Below are 17,568 nucleotides of genomic sequence, written 5' to 3' on the forward strand. Positions count from 1 at the left end.
TGGCCCCTGTCCTCTGCTAGCGTGGCTTTGACCAAAAGGTCAAAAGGATTTTCTGAACAGCGACGGAGAGAGGCCATGCCCGCACCCGGGGAAAACATGCGCATCAACGGTGAGAGACTCTGGGAGAGCCTCATGGAGATGGCAAAGGTGGGGCCGGGCGTGGCGGGGGGCAACAACCGCCAGACCCTGACCGACGCCGATGCCGAGGGGCGCCGCCTGTTCCAGTCCTGGTGCGAGGCCGCCGGCTGCACCATGGGCGTCGACAAGATGGGCACCATGTTCATGACCCGTCCGGGCACCGACCCGGAGGCGCTGCCGGTCTACATGGGCAGCCACCTGGACACCCAGCCGACGGGCGGCAAGTACGACGGTGTTCTGGGCGTGCTGGCGGCGCTGGAAGTCGTGCGCACGATGAATGATCTTGAGATCAAGACCAAGCACCCGATCGTCATCACCAACTGGGCCAACGAGGAGGGCGCGCGCTTTGCCCCCGCCATGCTGGCCTCGGGCGTCTTCGCCGGTGTCCATTCGCTCGACTATGCCTACGGGCGCACCGATCTTGAGGGCGACAGCTACGGTGCCGAGCTGGAGCGGATCGGCTGGAAGGGCGAGGAAGAGGTGGGCGATCGCAAGATGCACGCCTATTTCGAATACCATATCGAACAGGGCCCGATCCTGGAGGCCGCCGAGAAGAAGATCGGTGTCGTCACCCATTGCCAGGGCCTGTGGTGGCTGGAATTCACCCTGACCGGGAAAGAGGCGCATACCGGCTCCACCCCGATGCCGATGCGGGTGAATGCGGGCCTTGCCATGAGCCGCATCTTCGAGATGGTGCAGGAGGTGGCGATGGCCAACCAGCCCGATGCCGTTGCCGGTGTGGGGCAGGTGAAATTCACCCCGAACTCGCGCAACGTGCTGCCGGGCAAGGTGGTCTTCACCGTCGATCTGCGCACCCCCAGCCAGACCAAGCTGGACACCATGCGCGCCGAGATCGAGCGCCGCGCCGACGAGATCTGCGCCGAGATCGGCGTCGGTTGCTCGGTCGAGGCGGTCGGCCATTTCGACCCGGTGACCTTCACCCCGGAGCTGGTCGAGCGCGTCCGCAAGGCCGCCGATACCTTGGGCTACAGCCACATGGACATCATCTCGGGCGCCGGTCACGATGCCTGCTGGGCCGCCAAGGTCGCCCCCACCACGATGATCTTCTGCCCCTGCGTCGATGGCCTGAGCCATAACGAGGCAGAAGAGATCAGTTCCGACTGGGCCGCAGGCGGCGCGGACGTGCTGCTGCACGCGGTGCTGGAGACGGCGGAGATCGTCGAGTAGGCTTTCGGCCGAACCAGGGGTGAAAGGGATGGCCATGACCGGCAGGGCGACACGAACGGCAAGCTGTCTTCTGGTGTCGCTGCTGGTCTGGCTGCCCCAAACCGCCCCCGCGGCCTCCGGCGAGATCGGAGCCGCCCCCCAGGATCCGCCTGTCGCGCCGCTGACGTGCGACAGGACAACCGTCTGCTACATGCCCCTTGTGTCCGGCGAGACCGGCGCGCTGCTTCCGGCGGCGCGCACGGCCCAGGCCCCGGACGATGGCGGCAGGGCGGACCCGCAGAACGAAGAGCCGGCCGCGGGCAGGGATGCCAGCTGACCGGCCAACCGGACCCGGGCGTCCGGCAAGCCAAGGGAGCTTAACATGACCAAGGTGATCAAGGGTGGCATCGTCGTCACCGCGGACCGTCAGGTGCAAGCCGACATCCTGATCGAGGGCGAAACCATCAAGGAGATCGGGCCGGATCTGAAGGGCGACGAATATATCGACGCCGAGGGCGCCTACGTGATCCCCGGCGGCATCGACCCGCATACCCACCTGGAAATGCCCTTCATGGGCACCACCGCCGCCGAGACCTTCGAGACCGGCACCTGGGCCGCCGCCGCCGGTGGCACCACCATGGTCATCGACTTCTGCCTGCCCGGCGCCGATGGCAGCATCAAGAACGCGATCAACGAATGGCACCGCAAGTCGGCGCCGCAGATCTGTTCCGACATCGGCTATCACATGGCGATCACCGGCTGGAACGAGCAGATCTTCGACGAGATGAAATATGCCGTCGATGCGGGGGTGAACTCCTTCAAGCACTTCATGGCCTACAAGGGCGCGCTGATGGTGGAGGACGACGAGATGTTCGCCTCCTTCTCGCGCTGCGTGGAACTGGGCGCGCTGCCGATGGTCCATGCGGAAAACGGCGATCTGGTCGATCTGATGCAGAAGAAATTCCTGGCCGAGGGCAAGACCGGCCCGGAATGGCACGCCCGTTCCCGCCCCCCGGAATTCGAGGGCGAGGCGACCAACCGCGCCATCACCGTCGCCGATGCCGCCGGCACGCCGCTCTATGTGGTGCACGTCTCCTGCGAACAGGCGCACGAGGCTATCCGCCGCGCCCGCCAGAAGGGGATGCGCGTCTATGGCGAACCGCTGGTGCAGTTCCTGACGCTGGACCATGACGAATATCTCTCGACCGACTGGGATCATTCGGCGCGCCGCGTGATGTCGCCGCCCTTCCGGGGCCGCGAATTCCACGACAGCCTCTGGGCGGGGCTGCAATCGGGATCCCTTCAGGTCGTGGCCACCGACCACTGCGCCTTCACCACCGAACAGAAGCGCATGGGGCTGAACGATTTCACCAAGATCCCGAACGGCACCAACGGGCTGGAGGAACGCCTCGCGGTGCTCTGGACCCAAGGGGTCGAAACCGGGCGCCTGACGCCCGAGGAATTCGTCGCCGTCACCTCGACCAACATCGCGCGGATCCTCAATATCTACCCGAAGAAGGGCGCGATCATGCCCGGCGCCGATGCCGATATCGTGGTCTGGGATCCGAAGATTTCGAAAACGATCTCGGCCTCGAACCACAAGTCGATCATCGACTACAACGTCTTCGAGGGCACCAAGGTCACGGCCCAGGCGCGCTACACCCTGTCGCGCGGAGAGGTCATCTGGGCCTGGGGCCAGAACTCCCAGCCGCAGCCCGGTCGGGGCCGCTTCGTGCCGCGTCCCGCCTTCAACTCGGCCGCCACGGCGCTGTCGAAATGGAAGGCGCTGAACTCGCCCCGCTCGGTGCAGCGCGATCCCCTCAACATCCCGGCCGGCGTCTGAGACCCGGCACCACGGCGGCCCCGCGGGGCCGCCGCCGACAAGAGCCCAGCCAAACGGGCCGCAAGACAGGGAGACCTAATCAGTGAACGGCAATCCGGTCATCGAGGCCAAGCACCTCGACCTGACCTTCCAGACCAACGACGGCCCGGTGCAGGCGCTCCGGGACGTCAATCTCCAGATCCACAAGGGCGATTTCGTCAGTTTCATCGGCCCCTCTGGCTGTGGCAAGACGACCTTCCTGCGCTGCATCGCGGCGCTGGAAACCCCCACGGGCGGCAAGCTCACGGTCAACGGCATGAGCCCGGACGAGGCGCGCCGCGCCCGTGCCTACGGCTATGTCTTCCAGGCGGCGGGGCTCTATCCCTGGCGCACCATTGCCGGCAACATCAAGCTGCCGCTGGAGATCATGGGCTTCCCGAAATCCGAACAGGACGCCCGGGTGGAAAAGGTCCTCGACCTGGTGGAGCTTTCCGGCTTCGGCAAGAAATTCCCCTGGCAGCTTTCGGGCGGCATGCAGCAGCGCGCCTCGATCGCGCGGGCGCTGGCTTTCGATGCCGACATTCTGCTGATGGACGAACCCTTCGGTGCCCTGGACGAGATCGTCCGCGATCACCTCAACGAGGAGGTGCTCAAGCTCTGGGCCCGCACCGGCAAGACCATCGGCTTCGTCACCCATTCGATCCCCGAGGCGGTGTACCTGTCGACCAAGATCGTGGTGATGTCACCGCGCCCGGGCCGGATCACCGACGTGATCGAGAGCCCGCTGCCGAAGGAGCGTCCGCTGGACATCCGCGACAGCCCGGAATTCCTGGAGATTGCCCATCGCGTCCGCGATGGGCTGAGGGCCGGCCATGCCTACGATTGATCCCTGTGCCCCCGCTGCGGCCCGGAGGACATCGGGCGCCCTCCGTCCCCCGGTGCCGCCCCGCGGTTGGGGTGAAGACGCGGGCTCTCCTTTCACCTTTCGCGGTCATCGGCATGCCTGCCTGTACCGCTCCGCAAAGAAAGCCGATAATCCTTTCATCTTTCTAAAAATATGCACGTCGCGACAGTCGCAGACCGAGCAACATGCATATTTGGGGAAAGATGAATGGGGGAGGGCGCGCCCATGACCCGGGTGATTTTCCCTGTCCTGGTCGTCGTGGCGGCGATCATGGCCTTCTGGTACGCGGCCTGCATTCCGATGAACATCAAGTTCGCACTGCAGACGGCAGAGCGCCAGGGCGCAGTGATCAGCCCCGAGGGGGTGCAGGCGCGGCGCGACATGTCGGCCTTCGTCCTTGCCGCGCGCAACCCCGGCCAATGGGCGCAGACCTGGGAGCAGGCCAAGCCGCGGCTTCCGGCCCCGCACCAGATCGTCCAGGAGCTCTGGAAGACCACGGTCGACGTCAAGCCGACCTCCAAGCGAAGCCTGGTGTTCCATGGCTGGGTGACGCTGAGCGCGACGCTGGCCGGTTTCGCCATCGGCTCGGTCGGGGGGATCCTGCTGGCCGTGGGCATCGTGCACAGCCGGGCCATGGACATGTCGGTCATGCCATGGGCCATCGCCTCGCAGACCATCCCGATCCTGGCCATCGCGCCGATGATCATCGTGGTGCTGGCCTCTTTCGGGGTGCAGGGGCTGATGCCGAAGGCGATCATCTCGGCCTATCTCAGCTTCTTCCCGGTGGTCGTGGGCATGGTGAAGGGGCTGCGCAGCCCCTCGGCCATGGACATGGACCTGGTGCGGACCTGGAGCGCCACGCGCGCCCAGACCTTCTGGAAGCTGCGACTGCCGGCCTCGGTGCCCTATCTCTTCGCCTCTCTGAAGATCGGTGTGGCGGCCAGCCTTGTGGGCACCATCGTCGGCGAGCTGCCGGCGGGGGGCGGGCAGGGCCTGGGCTTCCGCCTGCTGGCGGGCAGCTACTATGGCCAGACCGTGCAGATCTGGGCGGCGCTGCTGGCGACGGCGGTGCTGGCGGCGGGCCTCGTCGCCCTCATCGGTGTCCTGGAACGGGGCACGCTGAAGCGGATGGGGCTGAGCCGATGACCCCCGCGTGCAAGAGGAAGGGAGAGCTGTCATGGCGCTCGTGATTGCGGCCCTGCTGTTCTGGATCCTGGCCTGGTACCTGAACGTCAAGCTGTCGAATGGTCCGGCCCGGGGCACCCGCGCGGTGGCGCTGGCGGTGCCGGTGGTCTTCGGCGTCACCATCCTGGTGGTCTGGGAGCTGCTGGTGCGGGGGCTGAACGTGCCCATGGTGGTGCTGCCGCCGCCCAGCCAGATCGCCGTCAAGTTCGCGGCCTCGATCCCGATCCTGTGGACCGACTTCGTGCAGACCTTCGTGAAGGGCGTGCTCTCGGGCTATGTGATCGGCTGTGCCGCCGCCTTCGGGGTCGCCATTCTGGTCGACCGCAGCGATTTTCTGAAGCGCGGCATCCTGCCCGTGGGAGCTTTCGTCGCCGCCCTGCCGATCGTCGGCATCGCGCCGATCTTCGTCATGTGGTTCAACGTCGGCTGGCAGTCCAAGGCCGCCGTGGTCGTCGTCATGGTGTTCTTCCCGATGCTGGTGAACATCACCGCCGGCCTCCAGGAGACCAGCGCGATGCAGCGCGACCAGATGAAGACCTGGGCCGCAACCTATTGGCAGGGCTTCTGGAAGCTGCGCCTGCCCGCCGCCATGCCCTTCGTTTTCAACGGGCTGAAGATTTCATCGACCATGGCGCTGATCGGCGCGATTGTCGCCGAGTTCTTCGGATCGCCCATTGCGGGCATGGGCTTTCGCATCTCAACATCGGTGGGGCAGCTCGCGCTGGACATGGTCTGGGCCGAGATCGTCGTGGCCGCGCTGTCGGGATCACTGTTCTACGGGGCGCTGGCGCTCCTGGAACGCGGGGTGACCTACTGGCACCCCTCGCAAAGAAGATGAAGTCCCTCCGGAAAATCGGGGACGCAACTGGGAGAATGAAGATGAAGAACTGGATTGTCGGGGCGCTGGCCCTGGGCGCCACGGCCGGTGCGGCCCAGGCCGCCGACGAGGTGACGCTGCAGCTGAAATGGGTCACCCAGGCGCAGTTCGCGGGCTATTACGTCGCGCAGGACAAGGGCTATTACAAGGACGAGGACCTGGATGTCACCATCAAGGCCGGCGGCCCCGACATCGCCCCCGAGCAGGTGATCGCCGCCGGCGGTGCCGATGTCATCACCACCTGGATGGCCGCCGCCCTGGCCGCACGCGAACGCGGCGTGCCGCTGGTCAACATCGCCCAGCCCTTCAAGAAGGGCGGCCTGCAGCTGACCTGCCTGAAGAGCGCCGGCATCGAGAAGCCCGAAGACCTGGCCGGCCACACCCTGGGCGTCTGGTTCTACGGCAACGAATACCCCTTCTACGCCTGGATGGCGCATCTGGGTCTGAAGACCGATGGCGCGGGCCCCGATGGCGTGACCGTGGTCAAGCAGGCCTTCTCGGTCGATCCGCTGATCCAGGGCCAGGCCGACTGCATCTCGACCATGACCTACAACGAATATGGTCAGGTGCTGGACGCGGGCTACAAGCCTGAGGATCTGACCGTCTTCAACTACCTCGACATGGGCTTCGGGATGCTGGAGGACGGTCTCTACGTCAAGGAAGACGACCTGAAGGATCCGAAGTTCGACGACAAGATGGTCCGCTTCGTGCGCGCCTCGATGAAGGGCTGGAAATACGCCGAGGCCCATCCCGACGAGGCCGCGCAGATCGTGCTCGACAATGACGAGACCGGTGCCCAGACCCTGGAGCACCAGGAATACATGATGAAGGAAGTCGCCAAGCTGACCGAGGGCTCGGACGGGGCGCTGGATCCGGCGGATTACGAGCAGACCGTGAAGACGCTGCTGTCGGCCGTTTCCGAGGACAACCCGGCGATCACCAAGGAGCCGGAGGGCGCCTGGACCCATGAGATCACCGACAAGGCGCTGAAGTAAGCCTTCGGGACATGTGACCTTGGAAGGGCCGGGCGGTTTGTCCGGCCCTTTCGCTTTTTCGAGGGATTTCGCCCCGGCGGGGCGAAGCCTCCGGCGGGCATATTTGGGGAAAGATGAAAGGGCTCAGGGCGCGGGGATGCGGATCGTGTCGCGCAGCAGCGGCGGCAGGTCGGGGGCGTCGCGCAGCAGCGGGATGAGCAGGGCCCGCAGTTCGGCGGCGATGCCGGCGGGGGCGTCCTGGAGGATGCCGGCGCGGGCGGTCAGCACGATGCGGCGTTCGAGCGGCGCAAAGGGCAGGGGCAGCAGGTCGAGGGCGCCGGCCAGGCGATGGGTGCGGATCAGTGCCAGTGGCGGCAGGATCGTCCAGCCGGTGCCGGCGCGCACCAGTTCCAGGATGGCGTGGTAGCTGTCGAGCTCGAAGCGGTGGTTCAGCCGCAGGTTCTGCTGCGCAAGATGCGTGGCGATCAGACGGCCCATGTAGTGACGGGTCGTGTACTGCACCAGCGGCATCCGCTTCAGCGCGTCAAGGCAATGCGGGCCGGGGCGGATCGCGCCGCGCGGGGCGGCGACGATGAAGGTCTCCGACAGGATCGGATGCACCTCGGCCCAGGGGGCGGGGGCGGCCAGTTCGGCGGTGACGATCAGGTCCAGCGCCTCGGCTTCCAGCTGGTCGGCAAGGAAATGGCTGGCCCCGGTCTCCAGCAGGAAGCGGGTGTCGGGGAAGCGGTCTGCCATACGGATCAGAAGGGGCGGCGTGACCTCGGATTCGAAATCTTCGATCATGCCGAGGCGCAGCCGGGCGAAGCCGGGCTGACCGGCGACGGCCAGTTCGGCGCGGGCCTGGGCGGCCTCGTTCAGGATCGACTGGGCGCGGCGGCGAAAGGCCTCGCCCTTGGGGGTGAGGGTGAGGGGGCGGGCGGTGCGCTGCAGCAGGCTGACGCCGAGCGCGGCCTCCAGGTTGGTGAGCTGCTGGGAGACCGCCGAGGGGCTGGCCCCGAGCCTGCGGGCCGCGGCGGAGATCGAGCGCTCCTCCGCGGCGGCGACGAAGACCTCGATCCCCCAGAGGGTGATCCGGCCGGGGCTTGCCGTCATCTCAGCTGAGCTTGGAGAGTTTCTGCTGAAGCTCTGCCAGCTGCTTGCGGATCTGCGTCAGGTCATCGCCCGCGCCATCCGTTTCCTTCTTGTCCGGGGCGCTCCAGCCGCCGGAAAAGCCGCCGGTCATCGCCTTCAGGAAGGCTTCCTGCTGGGCCTGCATGGCGTCGAACCCGGGCATGTTCGCCATCATCGGGTTCACCGTCTTCATGTTCTCCATCATCTTCGACTGGCCGTCGCGCAGCATCTCGAAGGAGGCGGCGAGGAACTGCGGCACGACGGAACCGGCGTTGGTGGTATAGCTGCGCACCAGGTCGGTCAGCACGTTCAGCGGCAGCACGTTCTCGCCCCGGCTCTCGTGCTCTGCGATGATCTGCAGCAGGTACTGGCGGGTCAGGTCGTCGCCGGACTTGAGGTCGACGATCTGCACATCCCGGCCTTCGCGGATGAAGCCGGAGATATCCTCAAGGGTCACGTAATCGCTGGTCTCCGTATTGTAGAGCCGCCGCGAGGCGTAACGCTTGATGAGAAGCGGAGACTGCTGTTCTGCCACTGGCTTTCCCTCCCGAAGATGCAGCGCTGCAGCAGAGCCTAGAGGAGCGTTTCGAAAAAGGAAAGCTTTAGCAATGCCGCGCAGGCAGCTTGCGGTCGGGGAGGCCCCCGGCGGGGCGAAATGGCATACGCCGACGTATGGCGCGGGAAGGGGCCTTCCGCACAGCAAAAAGGGCGGGTCCTGGGACCCGCCCTGCTTGATCGCGCCCCCGTCACACGGGGGGGAGGAGCCTGGGGGCGCTGAAATCTACGGTCCGCGACCCGACCGGGGGCCGCGTCGGGATCACTTGGCCGCGGCGGCGGTGGTGGCCTTCTTGGCGGCGGTCGAGGCGTCCTTGGTGGCCTTCTGCATCATGGCAGAGGCTTCTTCGGACATGTCCTTGCCGGCGGCCATCATCAGCTCGACGGTGTCGGTCTGCACCTTCTTCGCGATCTCGGCGAAGGCCGCCATGTTCTCGGCCGACATCTCGGCATAGGCCGAAGCGAAATCGGTGATCGCCTTGGCGTAGTCGGCGGGCTCGGCCTTGGCTTTCGACAGGTCGGTCATCTTGGCCAGGGTGTCCTTGGTCCACTTGGTGGACAGGTCGGTCGACTTCGACGCGGCATCCAGAGCGACTGCCGAGAGCTTCTCGCCCAGGGTTGCCTGGGTCTTGAAGGCATCTTCCATGGCGGAGGTGTCGACGGGGAATGCGCCCATGAAGTCTTTCATGATTGCGGTGAAGTCCTGGGTTTTTGCCATTAGTCCATCCTCTTCTGGCAGCGGGGTTCGCGAGTGGCCCCCCGAATTCCGGTATCTGAAGTATGGATGCTGCAGCGCAGCAAATCAAGATTTTTCTGCGATGCAGAATGTCACAGGGGAAACCGTTATGTTTCTGGGCATTCGGACACCGCCTCAGGCCGGAAGTGGTGCCCTCACGTAAGTTCCGGGGGCCGGAGACAGCGGCGGGTGAGTCGCATCGCCCGGTTCGCGGGCGGGAATCATCCGGCCCGACCGGCCCGACAGCCAGGCTTCCCAGCGGGGCCACCAGGAGCCTTCGTGGAAATCGGCACCGTCCCACCAGGCCTGCGGATCGGCGGGCAGGTCGGGATTCACGTAATGCCCGTACTTCTTCTTCGAGGGCGGGTTGACGATGCCGGCGATATGGCCGGACTGCGACACCAGGAAGGTGCGGTCCTTCGAGGCGGTCTTCATGAAGCCGATGTAGGAAGCCCGCCAGGCGGCGATGTGATCGCTTTCGCAGGTGATCGAGAACATCGGCACATCGACATCGGAGACATGCAGACGTTCGCCCAGCAGTTCGATGCCGTCATTGACGAACTCGTTGCCCTGGCAGAGCTGGCGCAGGTACTGGGTGGCCATCTTGGCGGGCAGGTTGGTGCCGTCGCCGTTCCAGTACAGCAGGTCGAAGGCCGGGGGCGCCTCTCCCATCATGTAGGCGCGGATCGCGGGCCGGTAGATCAGGTCGTTGGCCCGCAGGAAAGAGAAGGTGCGCGACATGATGAAGCTGCGCATGATCCCCTCGTCCTTCACCTCCTGCTCGATCGCATCGACGAAATCGTCGGTGAGGAAGGGGGTGAATTCGCCCTGGTCGCCGAAATCGGTCAGCGTGGTGAAGAAGGTGGCCGACTTGACCGAGCGGTCGCGGCGTTTCTTCATCAGCGCCAGCGTCAGGTTCAGCGTGGTGCCGGCAATGCAGTAGCCCACCGCGTTGACCTGTTTCTGGCCGGTGATCCGCTTGACCTGTTCGATGGTGTCGAGGAAGCCCTCCTCGATGTACTCCTCAAGGCCCACGTCGCGGTAGCTGCGGTCGGGGTTGACCCAGGACACGATGAACAGCGTGTAACCCTGTTCGGTGATCCAGCGGATGAGAGAGTTCTTCTCCTTCAGGTCGAGGATGTAGAACTTGTTGATCCACGGCGGGAAGATGATCAGCGGCGTGGCATGGACCTTCTCGCTGCGCGGCGCATACTGGATCAGCTCCAGCAGGCGGTTGCGATAGACGACCTCGCCCTCGGTGGTGGCGATGTTGCGACCGATCTCGAAGGCTTCCTCGTCCGAGAGGCGCACCAGCATCTCTCCGTGGTTGCGCTCCAGGTCCAGCACCAGGTTTTCCAGGCCCTTGATCAGGCTTTCGCCGTCGGTCTCGATGGCCTTTTCCAGCGCATCGGGATTGGTGGCCAGGAAGTTCGTCGGCGCCATCATGTCGACGATCTGCTGGGTAAAGTACTTGAGCCGCTTCTTCTCGACCGGAGCCATGTCCTCGGCATCCTCGACGGCCTTCGCGATGGCAGCGGCGTTAAGCTGATATTGCTGTTTGATGAAGTTGAAATAGGGATGGCTTTTCCAGATCGGATTCTCGAAGCGGCGGTCGGCGGGGCCAAGGTCGGGCGGCGCGATCAGCTTGCCGCTGGCCAGCGCCTGCTGGGCCTCAAGGAAGTGCTTCACCGAGGCGCCCCAGTAGTTCAGCTGATGCTCGAAGATGCGGGCCGGGTTCTGGACCATCTCGGCCCAGTAGGCGCCCGCCGCACGTGCAAAGAGCGTCGGGTCGGGTGCGTTCAATCCCGGGTTGGCGGCGTGACGCTCCTTGACGGCGGCCAGGAGCCGCTGCTGCAGCGCCTCCACTCTCGTGAGGTTTTCATTCAGTTTTTCCAGATGTTTGGGGGGAGGAGACGTTTCGCCTCGGGTGTCGTCTGTTGTCATATCCATGATTCCCCCTTATTTTCTGCCCTGCAGCATGCGACCCATGCCCTGACGCCAACTCTCTCGCGCGATCCGGGGCGGTGCCCGTGCCATGAAAACCGCGGGGCGGGTCCCGCCAACAGGAGACGGCAATGCGTTTCTTTCCAAGCTACGACCTTATGGAGACAGTGCGCAATACCCAGCAATGGATGGGTTCTTCGGCACTGAGCTTCGCGTCCTACCCGGCCTTCTCGCTGGTTTCGAACCCGGCGCTGACGCTGATGGCGGCCTGGGGCGAGGTCACTGAACGGGCCTACAAGCGGATGGTTGCCAAGCCCGACTGGGGCATCCATTCGGTGCTCTGCGAGGATGGGCGCGATCATCTGGTCAGCGTCGAAAAGGCGGTGGAGCGGCCCTTCGGCGATTTGATCCACTTCCGCGTTCAGGACCGCGAGGCGCGGCTGCGCAAGGTGCTTCTGGTGGCACCGATGTCGGGGCATTACGCGACCCTCCTGCGCTCGACCGTGGTGTCGCTGCTGCCCGACTGCGAGGTCTACATCACCGACTGGCACAATGCCCGCGACATCCCGGTGTCCGAAGGCAAGTTCGACGTCGAGGATTACACGCTCTACTGCGTCGATTTCATGAAGGAGCTGGGGCCGGACGTGAACGTCATCGCGGTCTGCCAGCCCGCACCGCTGGTGCTGGCCGCCACCGCCTACCTGGCCGAGATCTTCCCCGAGGCGCAGCCCTCCACGCTGACGCTGATCGGCGGCCCGATCGACCCCGATGCGACCCCGACCGAAGTGACCGATTTCGGCAACCGCGTCTCCATGGGCCAGCTCGAACAGATGTCGATCCAGACCGTGGGCGCGAAATACAAGGGCTTTGGCCGTCAGGTCTATCCGGGCCTGCTGCAGCTGACCTCCTTCATCTCGATGAACCTCGACCGCCATTCGAAGGCCTTCACCGAGCAGATCTTCCGCGTCGCGCGCGGTGAGGCCACCGATCTGGACCCGCACAACCGCTTCTACGACGAATACCTTGCCGTGATGGACATGACGGCCGAGTTCTACCTTTCGACCGTGGAGCGGATCTTCAAGGACAGCGAGATCGCCAAGAACTGCTTCACCATCAACGGTCACCCGGTCGATATCGGGCGCATCACCGATGTCGCCGTGAAGACCGTGGAAGGTGAGAAGGACGACATCTCGGCGCCCGGGCAATGCGTGGCGGCGCTGGATCTGCTGACCGGCCTTGATGCCAAGAAGAAGGCCAGCCATCTGGAGCCCGGCGCGGGCCATTACGGCATCTTTGCCGGCTCGTCCTGGCGCAACAACATCCGCCCGCTGGTGCTGGAGTTCATCGACCAGAACGCCCGCCAGCCTGCGGCCAAGCTGACCGCCGTGACCTGAGGCGATCCGCGCTTCGGCGCAGGTGTTTCAAAGGGGCGTCCCGTTTTCGGGGCGCCCTTTTGCGTCAGATCAGCAGGGAGGCCGCGCCTTCGTGGCGCAGCAGCGCCACCTTCGTCTCGACCCCGCCGGCGCCCGAGAACCCGCCCAGACCTCGGCTGCCCATGACCCGGTGGCAGGGGATGAACAGCGGCAGGGGATTGTGCCCGCAGGCCTGGCCGACCGCCCGCGCGGGCGCGGCCAGCGTGGCACCCAGGTCGCCGTAACGGCGGGTCTCTCCGAAGGGGATCGCGGCAATGGCGGCACAGACCTGGCTCTGAAATTCCGATCCCGCCACCTGCATCGGCAGATCGAACCGGCGCAGATCCCCGGCGAAATAGGCCGCGACCTGCTGCGCGGCAATTCGCAGCAGGGGGCTGTCTGCTTCTTCTTCGGGCAGGCCCCAGCCGCTGCGGGTCAGGAAACCGTCGCGGTCCTCGATCCAGAACCGTCCGGTCGGTGTCATCAGGCTGATCCGGGGCATCTCAATCCTTTCGAAGGGAGAATCGTTCATACCGCGATCCGCGCCGCCCGGCGATGGGCGGTATGTGGCGGGCCGGTTCGGCCCGGGTGGGCTTGCCCCCCAAGCGGCGGGGGTCATCAGGAACGGTGGGGCGGCAGCCCCGGCGGCACGGGGCTGGGCCGGGCGCCATTTCGGGCCGCGGCGGGGCGTCGCAGGCGCCCCAACCGCTGCAATTGTCGCCAATGCGCGGCAAAAGCTGTGCCGATGTTCATCTTTTGGAAAGACAACAGGAGGACTCTGTCTGCATCGAGCCATGCAGATGGGAGTATGCGCAGATGATGACGGATGCGATTTCCTCCTTCCGTCCGGCGGCTTCGACTGAGATCCGGCCAATGCCGGTCGGGGCAGTCTCTGCCGGAACCACCCTGTCGGATCCGACGGGCAACATGCCGCCGGTGACGGCGCCCACAAGGACCGAAACCGTGGCCCTTCAGCCCCTGCCGGTGCCCGAGCGGCGCCCGCAGGCCAGTCCCCGCAGCGCCACCGCCCGGGAGGACAGCACCCCCGTGCCGATCGAACAGGCGCTGGTGGAGGCCGACCGGGCCAACAACGGAAGCCCCTCCGGGATGGACCGGATGTCGCTGTTCCGCGGCCTCGTGGCCGAGGCAGAGGCGAACGGCGCCAATATTCCCGGCGGCAGTTCGCGGCTTTACGTGATGGTGCAACGGCTGTTCTCGATGGTGCAGTCGCAGGGCCGCGCCGCCTGAACCTGTCTTCGAAAGGGCCCTGAAAGCGGGATCGAACCCGTGCGGATCGGCAAGCAGCCCGGGCCCGGCCCGGAGGTTCGCTTTCCAATGCGCGCGACGCCCGGAAGAGGCTCTGGCGATGGAAAGCGGCCCCTGACCCCGTGGCAGGCGCTGGCTGTCAGTACGTCCGTGAGCCCAGGACGCTCCTGCCGCCCGCAACGCAGGAAGACGCCCGGGTGCGTAATGAACCCCTTGCCAATGCCGCGTCAGGGACATTCTGTCTGAGCCCTGAGCCCTGAGCCCTGAGCCCTGAGCCCTGAGCCCTGAGCCCTGAGCCCTGAGCCCTGAGCCCTGAGCCCTGAGCCCTGAGCCCTGAGCCCTGAGCCCTGAGCCCTGAGCCCTGAGCCCTGAGCCCTGAGCCCTGAGCCCTGAGCCCTGAGCCCTGAGCCCTGAGCCCTGAGCCCTGAGCCCTGAGCCCTGAGCCCTGAGCCCTGAGCCCTGAGCCCTGAGCCCTGGACATGAAAACGCCCGCTTCGCAGGAAGCGGGCGTTTCCGTCAGTGCAGATTGTCAGGCTCAGCCGAGGGCGCTGTCGCAGCGGCCGCAGACGCCTTCATGGGCATGGGTGCCCACATCCGGCAGGATCTTCCAGCAGCGCTGGCATTTCTCGCCTTCGGCCTTCTCGAAGACCACGGCGACGCCCGGAACTTCCGGCAGGCGGAAGGCTTCCTGCGGGGCCGCATCGCCGGTCAGCGACAGACCCGAGGTGATGCAGATGTCATCGAATTCGACCGACTTCAGCGCGTCCAGAACGGCCTCGTCTTCCACATGCACGACCGGCGCCGCTTCCAGCGAGGCCCCGATGACCTTCTCGACCCGCTGGATTTCCAGCGCGGCGGTCACGACGCGGCGGGCGCGGCGCACCTTGGCCCATTTCTCGGCCAGGGCCTCGTTCTTCCATTCTGCCGGCGTCACCGGGAAGTCCTGCAGGTGGACAGAGCTGTGCTCGCCCGGGAAGCGCTCCAGCCAGACCTCTTCCATGGTGAAGACCAGGACCGGGGCCAGCCAGGTGGTCAGGCGGTGGAACAGCAGGTCCAGCACGGTGCGGGCCGCATGGGCGCGCAGCGTCTCGCCATCGCAGTACAGCACGTCCTTGCGGATGTCGAAGTAGAAGGACGACAGCTCCACCGTGGCAAAGTTGAAGACCGCCTGGAAGACGCCCTGGAAGTCGAAGGCGCGGTAGCCTTCCTGGACCACCACGTCCAGCTCGGCCAGGCGGTGCAGCACCCATTGCTCCAGCTCGGGCATGTCGGCGGGGGCAACCCGCTGATCCTCGGAGAAATCACCGAGCGAGCCGAGGATGAAGCGCATGGTGTTGCGCAGGCGGCGGTAGCTGTCGGCGGTGCCCTTCAGGATGGTGTCGCCGATCCGCTGGTCGGCGGTGTAGTCGGCCTGGGCCACCCAGAGACGCAGGATGTCGGCGCCGTACTGCTTGATCACATCCGCCGGCGCCACGGTATTGCCGAGCGACTTGGACATCTTGTTGCCCTTCTCGTCCAGCGTGAAACCATGGGTCACCACGTTGCGGTAGGGCGCGCGGCCCAGCGTCCCGCAGGCTTCGAGCAGGGAGGAGTGGAACCAGCCGCGGTGCTGGTCGGTGCCCTCCATGTAGACATCGGCGATGCCGTCCTTGGTGCCGTCCTCGCGGTCGCGCAGCACGAAGGCATGGGTCGAGCCGCTGTCGAACCACACGTCCAGAACGTCATCGACCTTGGTCCATTCCTCCGCGTTGTAGCCTTCACCCAGGAAGCGTTCCTTGGCGCCGTCCTTGTACCAGGCATCCGCGCCCTCGGCCTCGAAGGCCTCGGTGATGCGGGCATTGACCGCCGGATCGCGCAGCAGGAAGTCCGCATCGGTCGGCAGGGCGCCGACCTTGGTGAAGCAGGTCAGCGGCACGCCCCAGGCGCGCTGGCGCGACAGCACCCAGTCGGGCCGGGTTTCCATCATGGAATGCAGGCGGTTCTTGCCCGTGGCGGGGGTGAACTTGACCAGCTCTTCGATGGATTTCAGGGCGCGGTCGCGGATCGTCTCGCCATACTGGTCCTGCTTGTCGCCGACCTTGCGGTCGATGGCGGCGAACCACTGCGGCGTGTTGCGGAAGATCACCGGCGCCTTGGAGCGCCAGGAATGCGGGTAGGAGTGCTTGATCTTGCCGCGCGCCATCAGCCCGCCGACCTCGATCAGCTTCTCGATGACGGTCTTGTTGGCATCGCCCTCGCCGCCCTTGCGGTTCAGGATGTACTTGCCGCCGAAGAAGGGCAGGTCGGCGCGGAAGCCGCCATCGTCCATGACGTTGTAGGTCAGGACCTGCTCCAGCATGCCAAGATCGCGGTAAAGCTCGTATTCCTCCATCCCGTGCGAGGGCGCGCAATGGACAAAGCCGGTGCCTTCCTCGTCGGTGACGAAGGGCGCGGCGCGGAAGTCGCGCAGGTCGTCCCATTCGCCGTTCGCGCCTTCGGCGCCGGCGAGGGGGTGCTTGAGGCCGAGCGTGGCCAGTTCCTCGGTCGGGACGTCGCGCAGGCGGGTCCACTGGTCTTCCGAGATGCGCGCCTTGGCGAAGGTCGCCGCCGCCAGCTTGTCGGCCAGCAGGTATTTCTCGCCTACCTTCAGCCAGCATTCCTCCGGCGTGCCGGTGACCTCGTAGAGGCCATAGGCATAGTCGGCGCCGAAGACGACGGCCTTGTTGGACGGGATCGTCCAGGGGGTCGTGGTCCAGATGACGACATGGGCGCCTTCCAGGTCATGACCGGGGTTCGCGACCTTGAACTTCACCCAGATGGTGAAGCTTTCCTTGTCGTGGTACTCGACCTCGGCCTCGGCCAGGGCGGTCTTCTCGACCGGCGACCACATCACGGGCTTGGAGCCCTGGTAGAGCGTGCCGTTCATCAGGAACTTCATGAATTCCTCGGCGATGACGCGCTCGGCATGGAAGTTCATGGTCAGGTAGGGATCGGCCCAGTTGCCGGTGATCCCGAGGCGCTTGAATTCCTCGCGCTGAACATCGACCCAGCCTTCGGCGAACTTGCGGCATTCCTGGCGGAAGTCGACGATGTTCACCTCGTCCTTGTTCTTGCCCTTCTTGCGGTACTGCTCCTCGATCTTCCATTCGATGGGCAGGCCGTGGCAGTCCCAGCCGGGGACATAGCGCGCATCATGGCCCATCATCTGGTGGCTGCGCACGATCATGTCCTTGATCGTCTTGTTCAGCGCGTGGCCGATGTGCAGATGGCCGTTGGCATAGGGAGGGCCGTCGTGCAGCGTGAAGGGGGTGCGGGTGTCGCCGCTTGCCTTCGCCTTGGCGCGCAGCTGGTCGTAGATGCCGATCTTCTCCCAGCGGTCCAGCCACTCGGGCTCGCGCTTGGGCAGGCCCGCGCGCATGGGGAAGTCGGTTTTCGGCAGAGTCAGGGTGTCTTTGTAGTCAGGCGTCTCGGCGCACAT

At 65.6% G+C, this 17,568-nt stretch carries 15 protein-coding genes; 9 read left to right on the forward strand and 6 right to left on the reverse strand.

Features of this window, described 5'->3' with window-relative positions:
- Positions 1-75 precede the first annotated feature (75 nt).
- The 7 genes from KM176_RS04520 to KM176_RS04550 all read left to right on the forward strand — a co-directional run bounded on the left by KM176_RS04520 (position 76) and on the right by KM176_RS04550 (position 7,088).
- On the forward strand, positions 76-1,326 hold the full coding sequence (locus tag KM176_RS04520) for a Zn-dependent hydrolase (RefSeq protein ID WP_160895416.1): 1,251 nt from the start codon (positions 76-78) through the stop codon (positions 1,324-1,326).
- Between the two features lie 28 nt (positions 1,327-1,354).
- The gene (locus tag KM176_RS04525; RefSeq protein WP_160895417.1) at positions 1,355-1,642 is read left to right on the forward strand and encodes a hypothetical protein; all 288 of its coding nucleotides are present in this window, start codon (positions 1,355-1,357) and stop codon (positions 1,640-1,642) included.
- Positions 1,643-1,687: 45 nt separating this feature from the next.
- Positions 1,688-3,148: a dihydropyrimidinase gene (gene hydA, locus KM176_RS04530; protein WP_160895418.1), complete on the forward strand. Its 1,461-nt coding sequence runs from the start codon at positions 1,688-1,690 to the stop codon at positions 3,146-3,148.
- 82 nt (positions 3,149-3,230) lie between these two features.
- Entirely contained in the window at positions 3,231-4,013 is a 783-nt protein-coding gene (locus KM176_RS04535; RefSeq protein WP_160895419.1) for an ABC transporter ATP-binding protein, read from the forward strand.
- Positions 4,014-4,256: 243 nt separating this feature from the next.
- Complete coding sequence (locus tag KM176_RS04540; RefSeq protein ID WP_160895420.1) at positions 4,257-5,177, forward strand: ABC transporter permease; 921 nt, start codon at positions 4,257-4,259, stop codon at positions 5,175-5,177.
- Positions 5,178-5,208: 31 nt separating this feature from the next.
- Positions 5,209-6,054, forward strand: coding sequence for an ABC transporter permease (locus tag KM176_RS04545; RefSeq protein ID WP_160895421.1), 846 nt, complete (start codon positions 5,209-5,211; stop codon positions 6,052-6,054).
- Positions 6,055-6,095: 41 nt separating this feature from the next.
- Positions 6,096-7,088 (forward strand): ABC transporter substrate-binding protein, encoded by a 993-nt coding sequence (locus KM176_RS04550; RefSeq protein ID WP_160895422.1) that lies wholly within the window; start codon positions 6,096-6,098, stop codon positions 7,086-7,088.
- Positions 7,089-7,211: 123 nt separating this feature from the next.
- On the opposite strand, the gene KM176_RS04555 is transcribed toward KM176_RS04550, so the two are convergent.
- The 4 genes from KM176_RS04555 to KM176_RS04570 all read right to left on the reverse strand — a co-directional run bounded on the left by KM176_RS04555 (position 7,212) and on the right by KM176_RS04570 (position 11,433).
- Positions 7,212-8,180 (reverse strand): LysR family transcriptional regulator, encoded by a 969-nt coding sequence (locus KM176_RS04555; protein WP_160895423.1) that lies wholly within the window; start codon positions 8,178-8,180, stop codon positions 7,212-7,214.
- Position 8,181: 1 nt separating this feature from the next.
- Positions 8,182-8,733, reverse strand: coding sequence for a polyhydroxyalkanoate synthesis repressor PhaR (gene phaR / locus KM176_RS04560; protein WP_160895424.1), 552 nt, complete (start codon positions 8,731-8,733; stop codon positions 8,182-8,184).
- A 282-nt stretch (positions 8,734-9,015) separates the two neighbouring features.
- Positions 9,016-9,471, reverse strand: a complete 456-nt coding sequence (locus KM176_RS04565; RefSeq protein ID WP_160895425.1) for a phasin family protein — start codon at positions 9,469-9,471, stop codon at positions 9,016-9,018.
- Positions 9,472-9,624: 153 nt separating this feature from the next.
- The gene (locus KM176_RS04570) at positions 9,625-11,433 is read right to left on the reverse strand and encodes a PHA/PHB synthase family protein (protein ID WP_160895456.1); all 1,809 of its coding nucleotides are present in this window, start codon (positions 11,431-11,433) and stop codon (positions 9,625-9,627) included.
- Between the two features lie 131 nt (positions 11,434-11,564).
- Between KM176_RS04570 and phaZ the strand changes: the two genes are divergently transcribed.
- Positions 11,565-12,827, forward strand: coding sequence for a polyhydroxyalkanoate depolymerase (gene phaZ / locus KM176_RS04575; RefSeq protein ID WP_160895426.1), 1,263 nt, complete (start codon positions 11,565-11,567; stop codon positions 12,825-12,827).
- A gap of 64 nt (positions 12,828-12,891) precedes the next feature.
- Here phaZ and KM176_RS04580 read toward each other — a convergent pair whose 3' ends face one another.
- The gene (locus KM176_RS04580) at positions 12,892-13,377 is read right to left on the reverse strand and encodes a methylated-DNA--[protein]-cysteine S-methyltransferase (RefSeq protein ID WP_236045169.1); all 486 of its coding nucleotides are present in this window, start codon (positions 13,375-13,377) and stop codon (positions 12,892-12,894) included.
- 341 nt (positions 13,378-13,718) lie between these two features.
- On the opposite strand from KM176_RS04580, the gene KM176_RS04585 reads away from it, so the two are divergent.
- Positions 13,719-14,093, forward strand: a complete 375-nt coding sequence (locus tag KM176_RS04585; protein WP_160895427.1) for a hypothetical protein — start codon at positions 13,719-13,721, stop codon at positions 14,091-14,093.
- 553 nt (positions 14,094-14,646) lie between these two features.
- Here the strand turns inward: KM176_RS04585 and ileS are convergent.
- Entirely contained in the window at positions 14,647-17,568 is a 2,922-nt protein-coding gene (ileS, locus tag KM176_RS04590) for an isoleucine--tRNA ligase (RefSeq protein WP_160895428.1), read from the reverse strand.

Origin of the sequence: Pseudooceanicola endophyticus (assembly GCF_018760365.1) — a bacterium.
GTDB lineage: Bacteria > Pseudomonadota > Alphaproteobacteria > Rhodobacterales > Rhodobacteraceae > Pseudooceanicola > Pseudooceanicola endophyticus.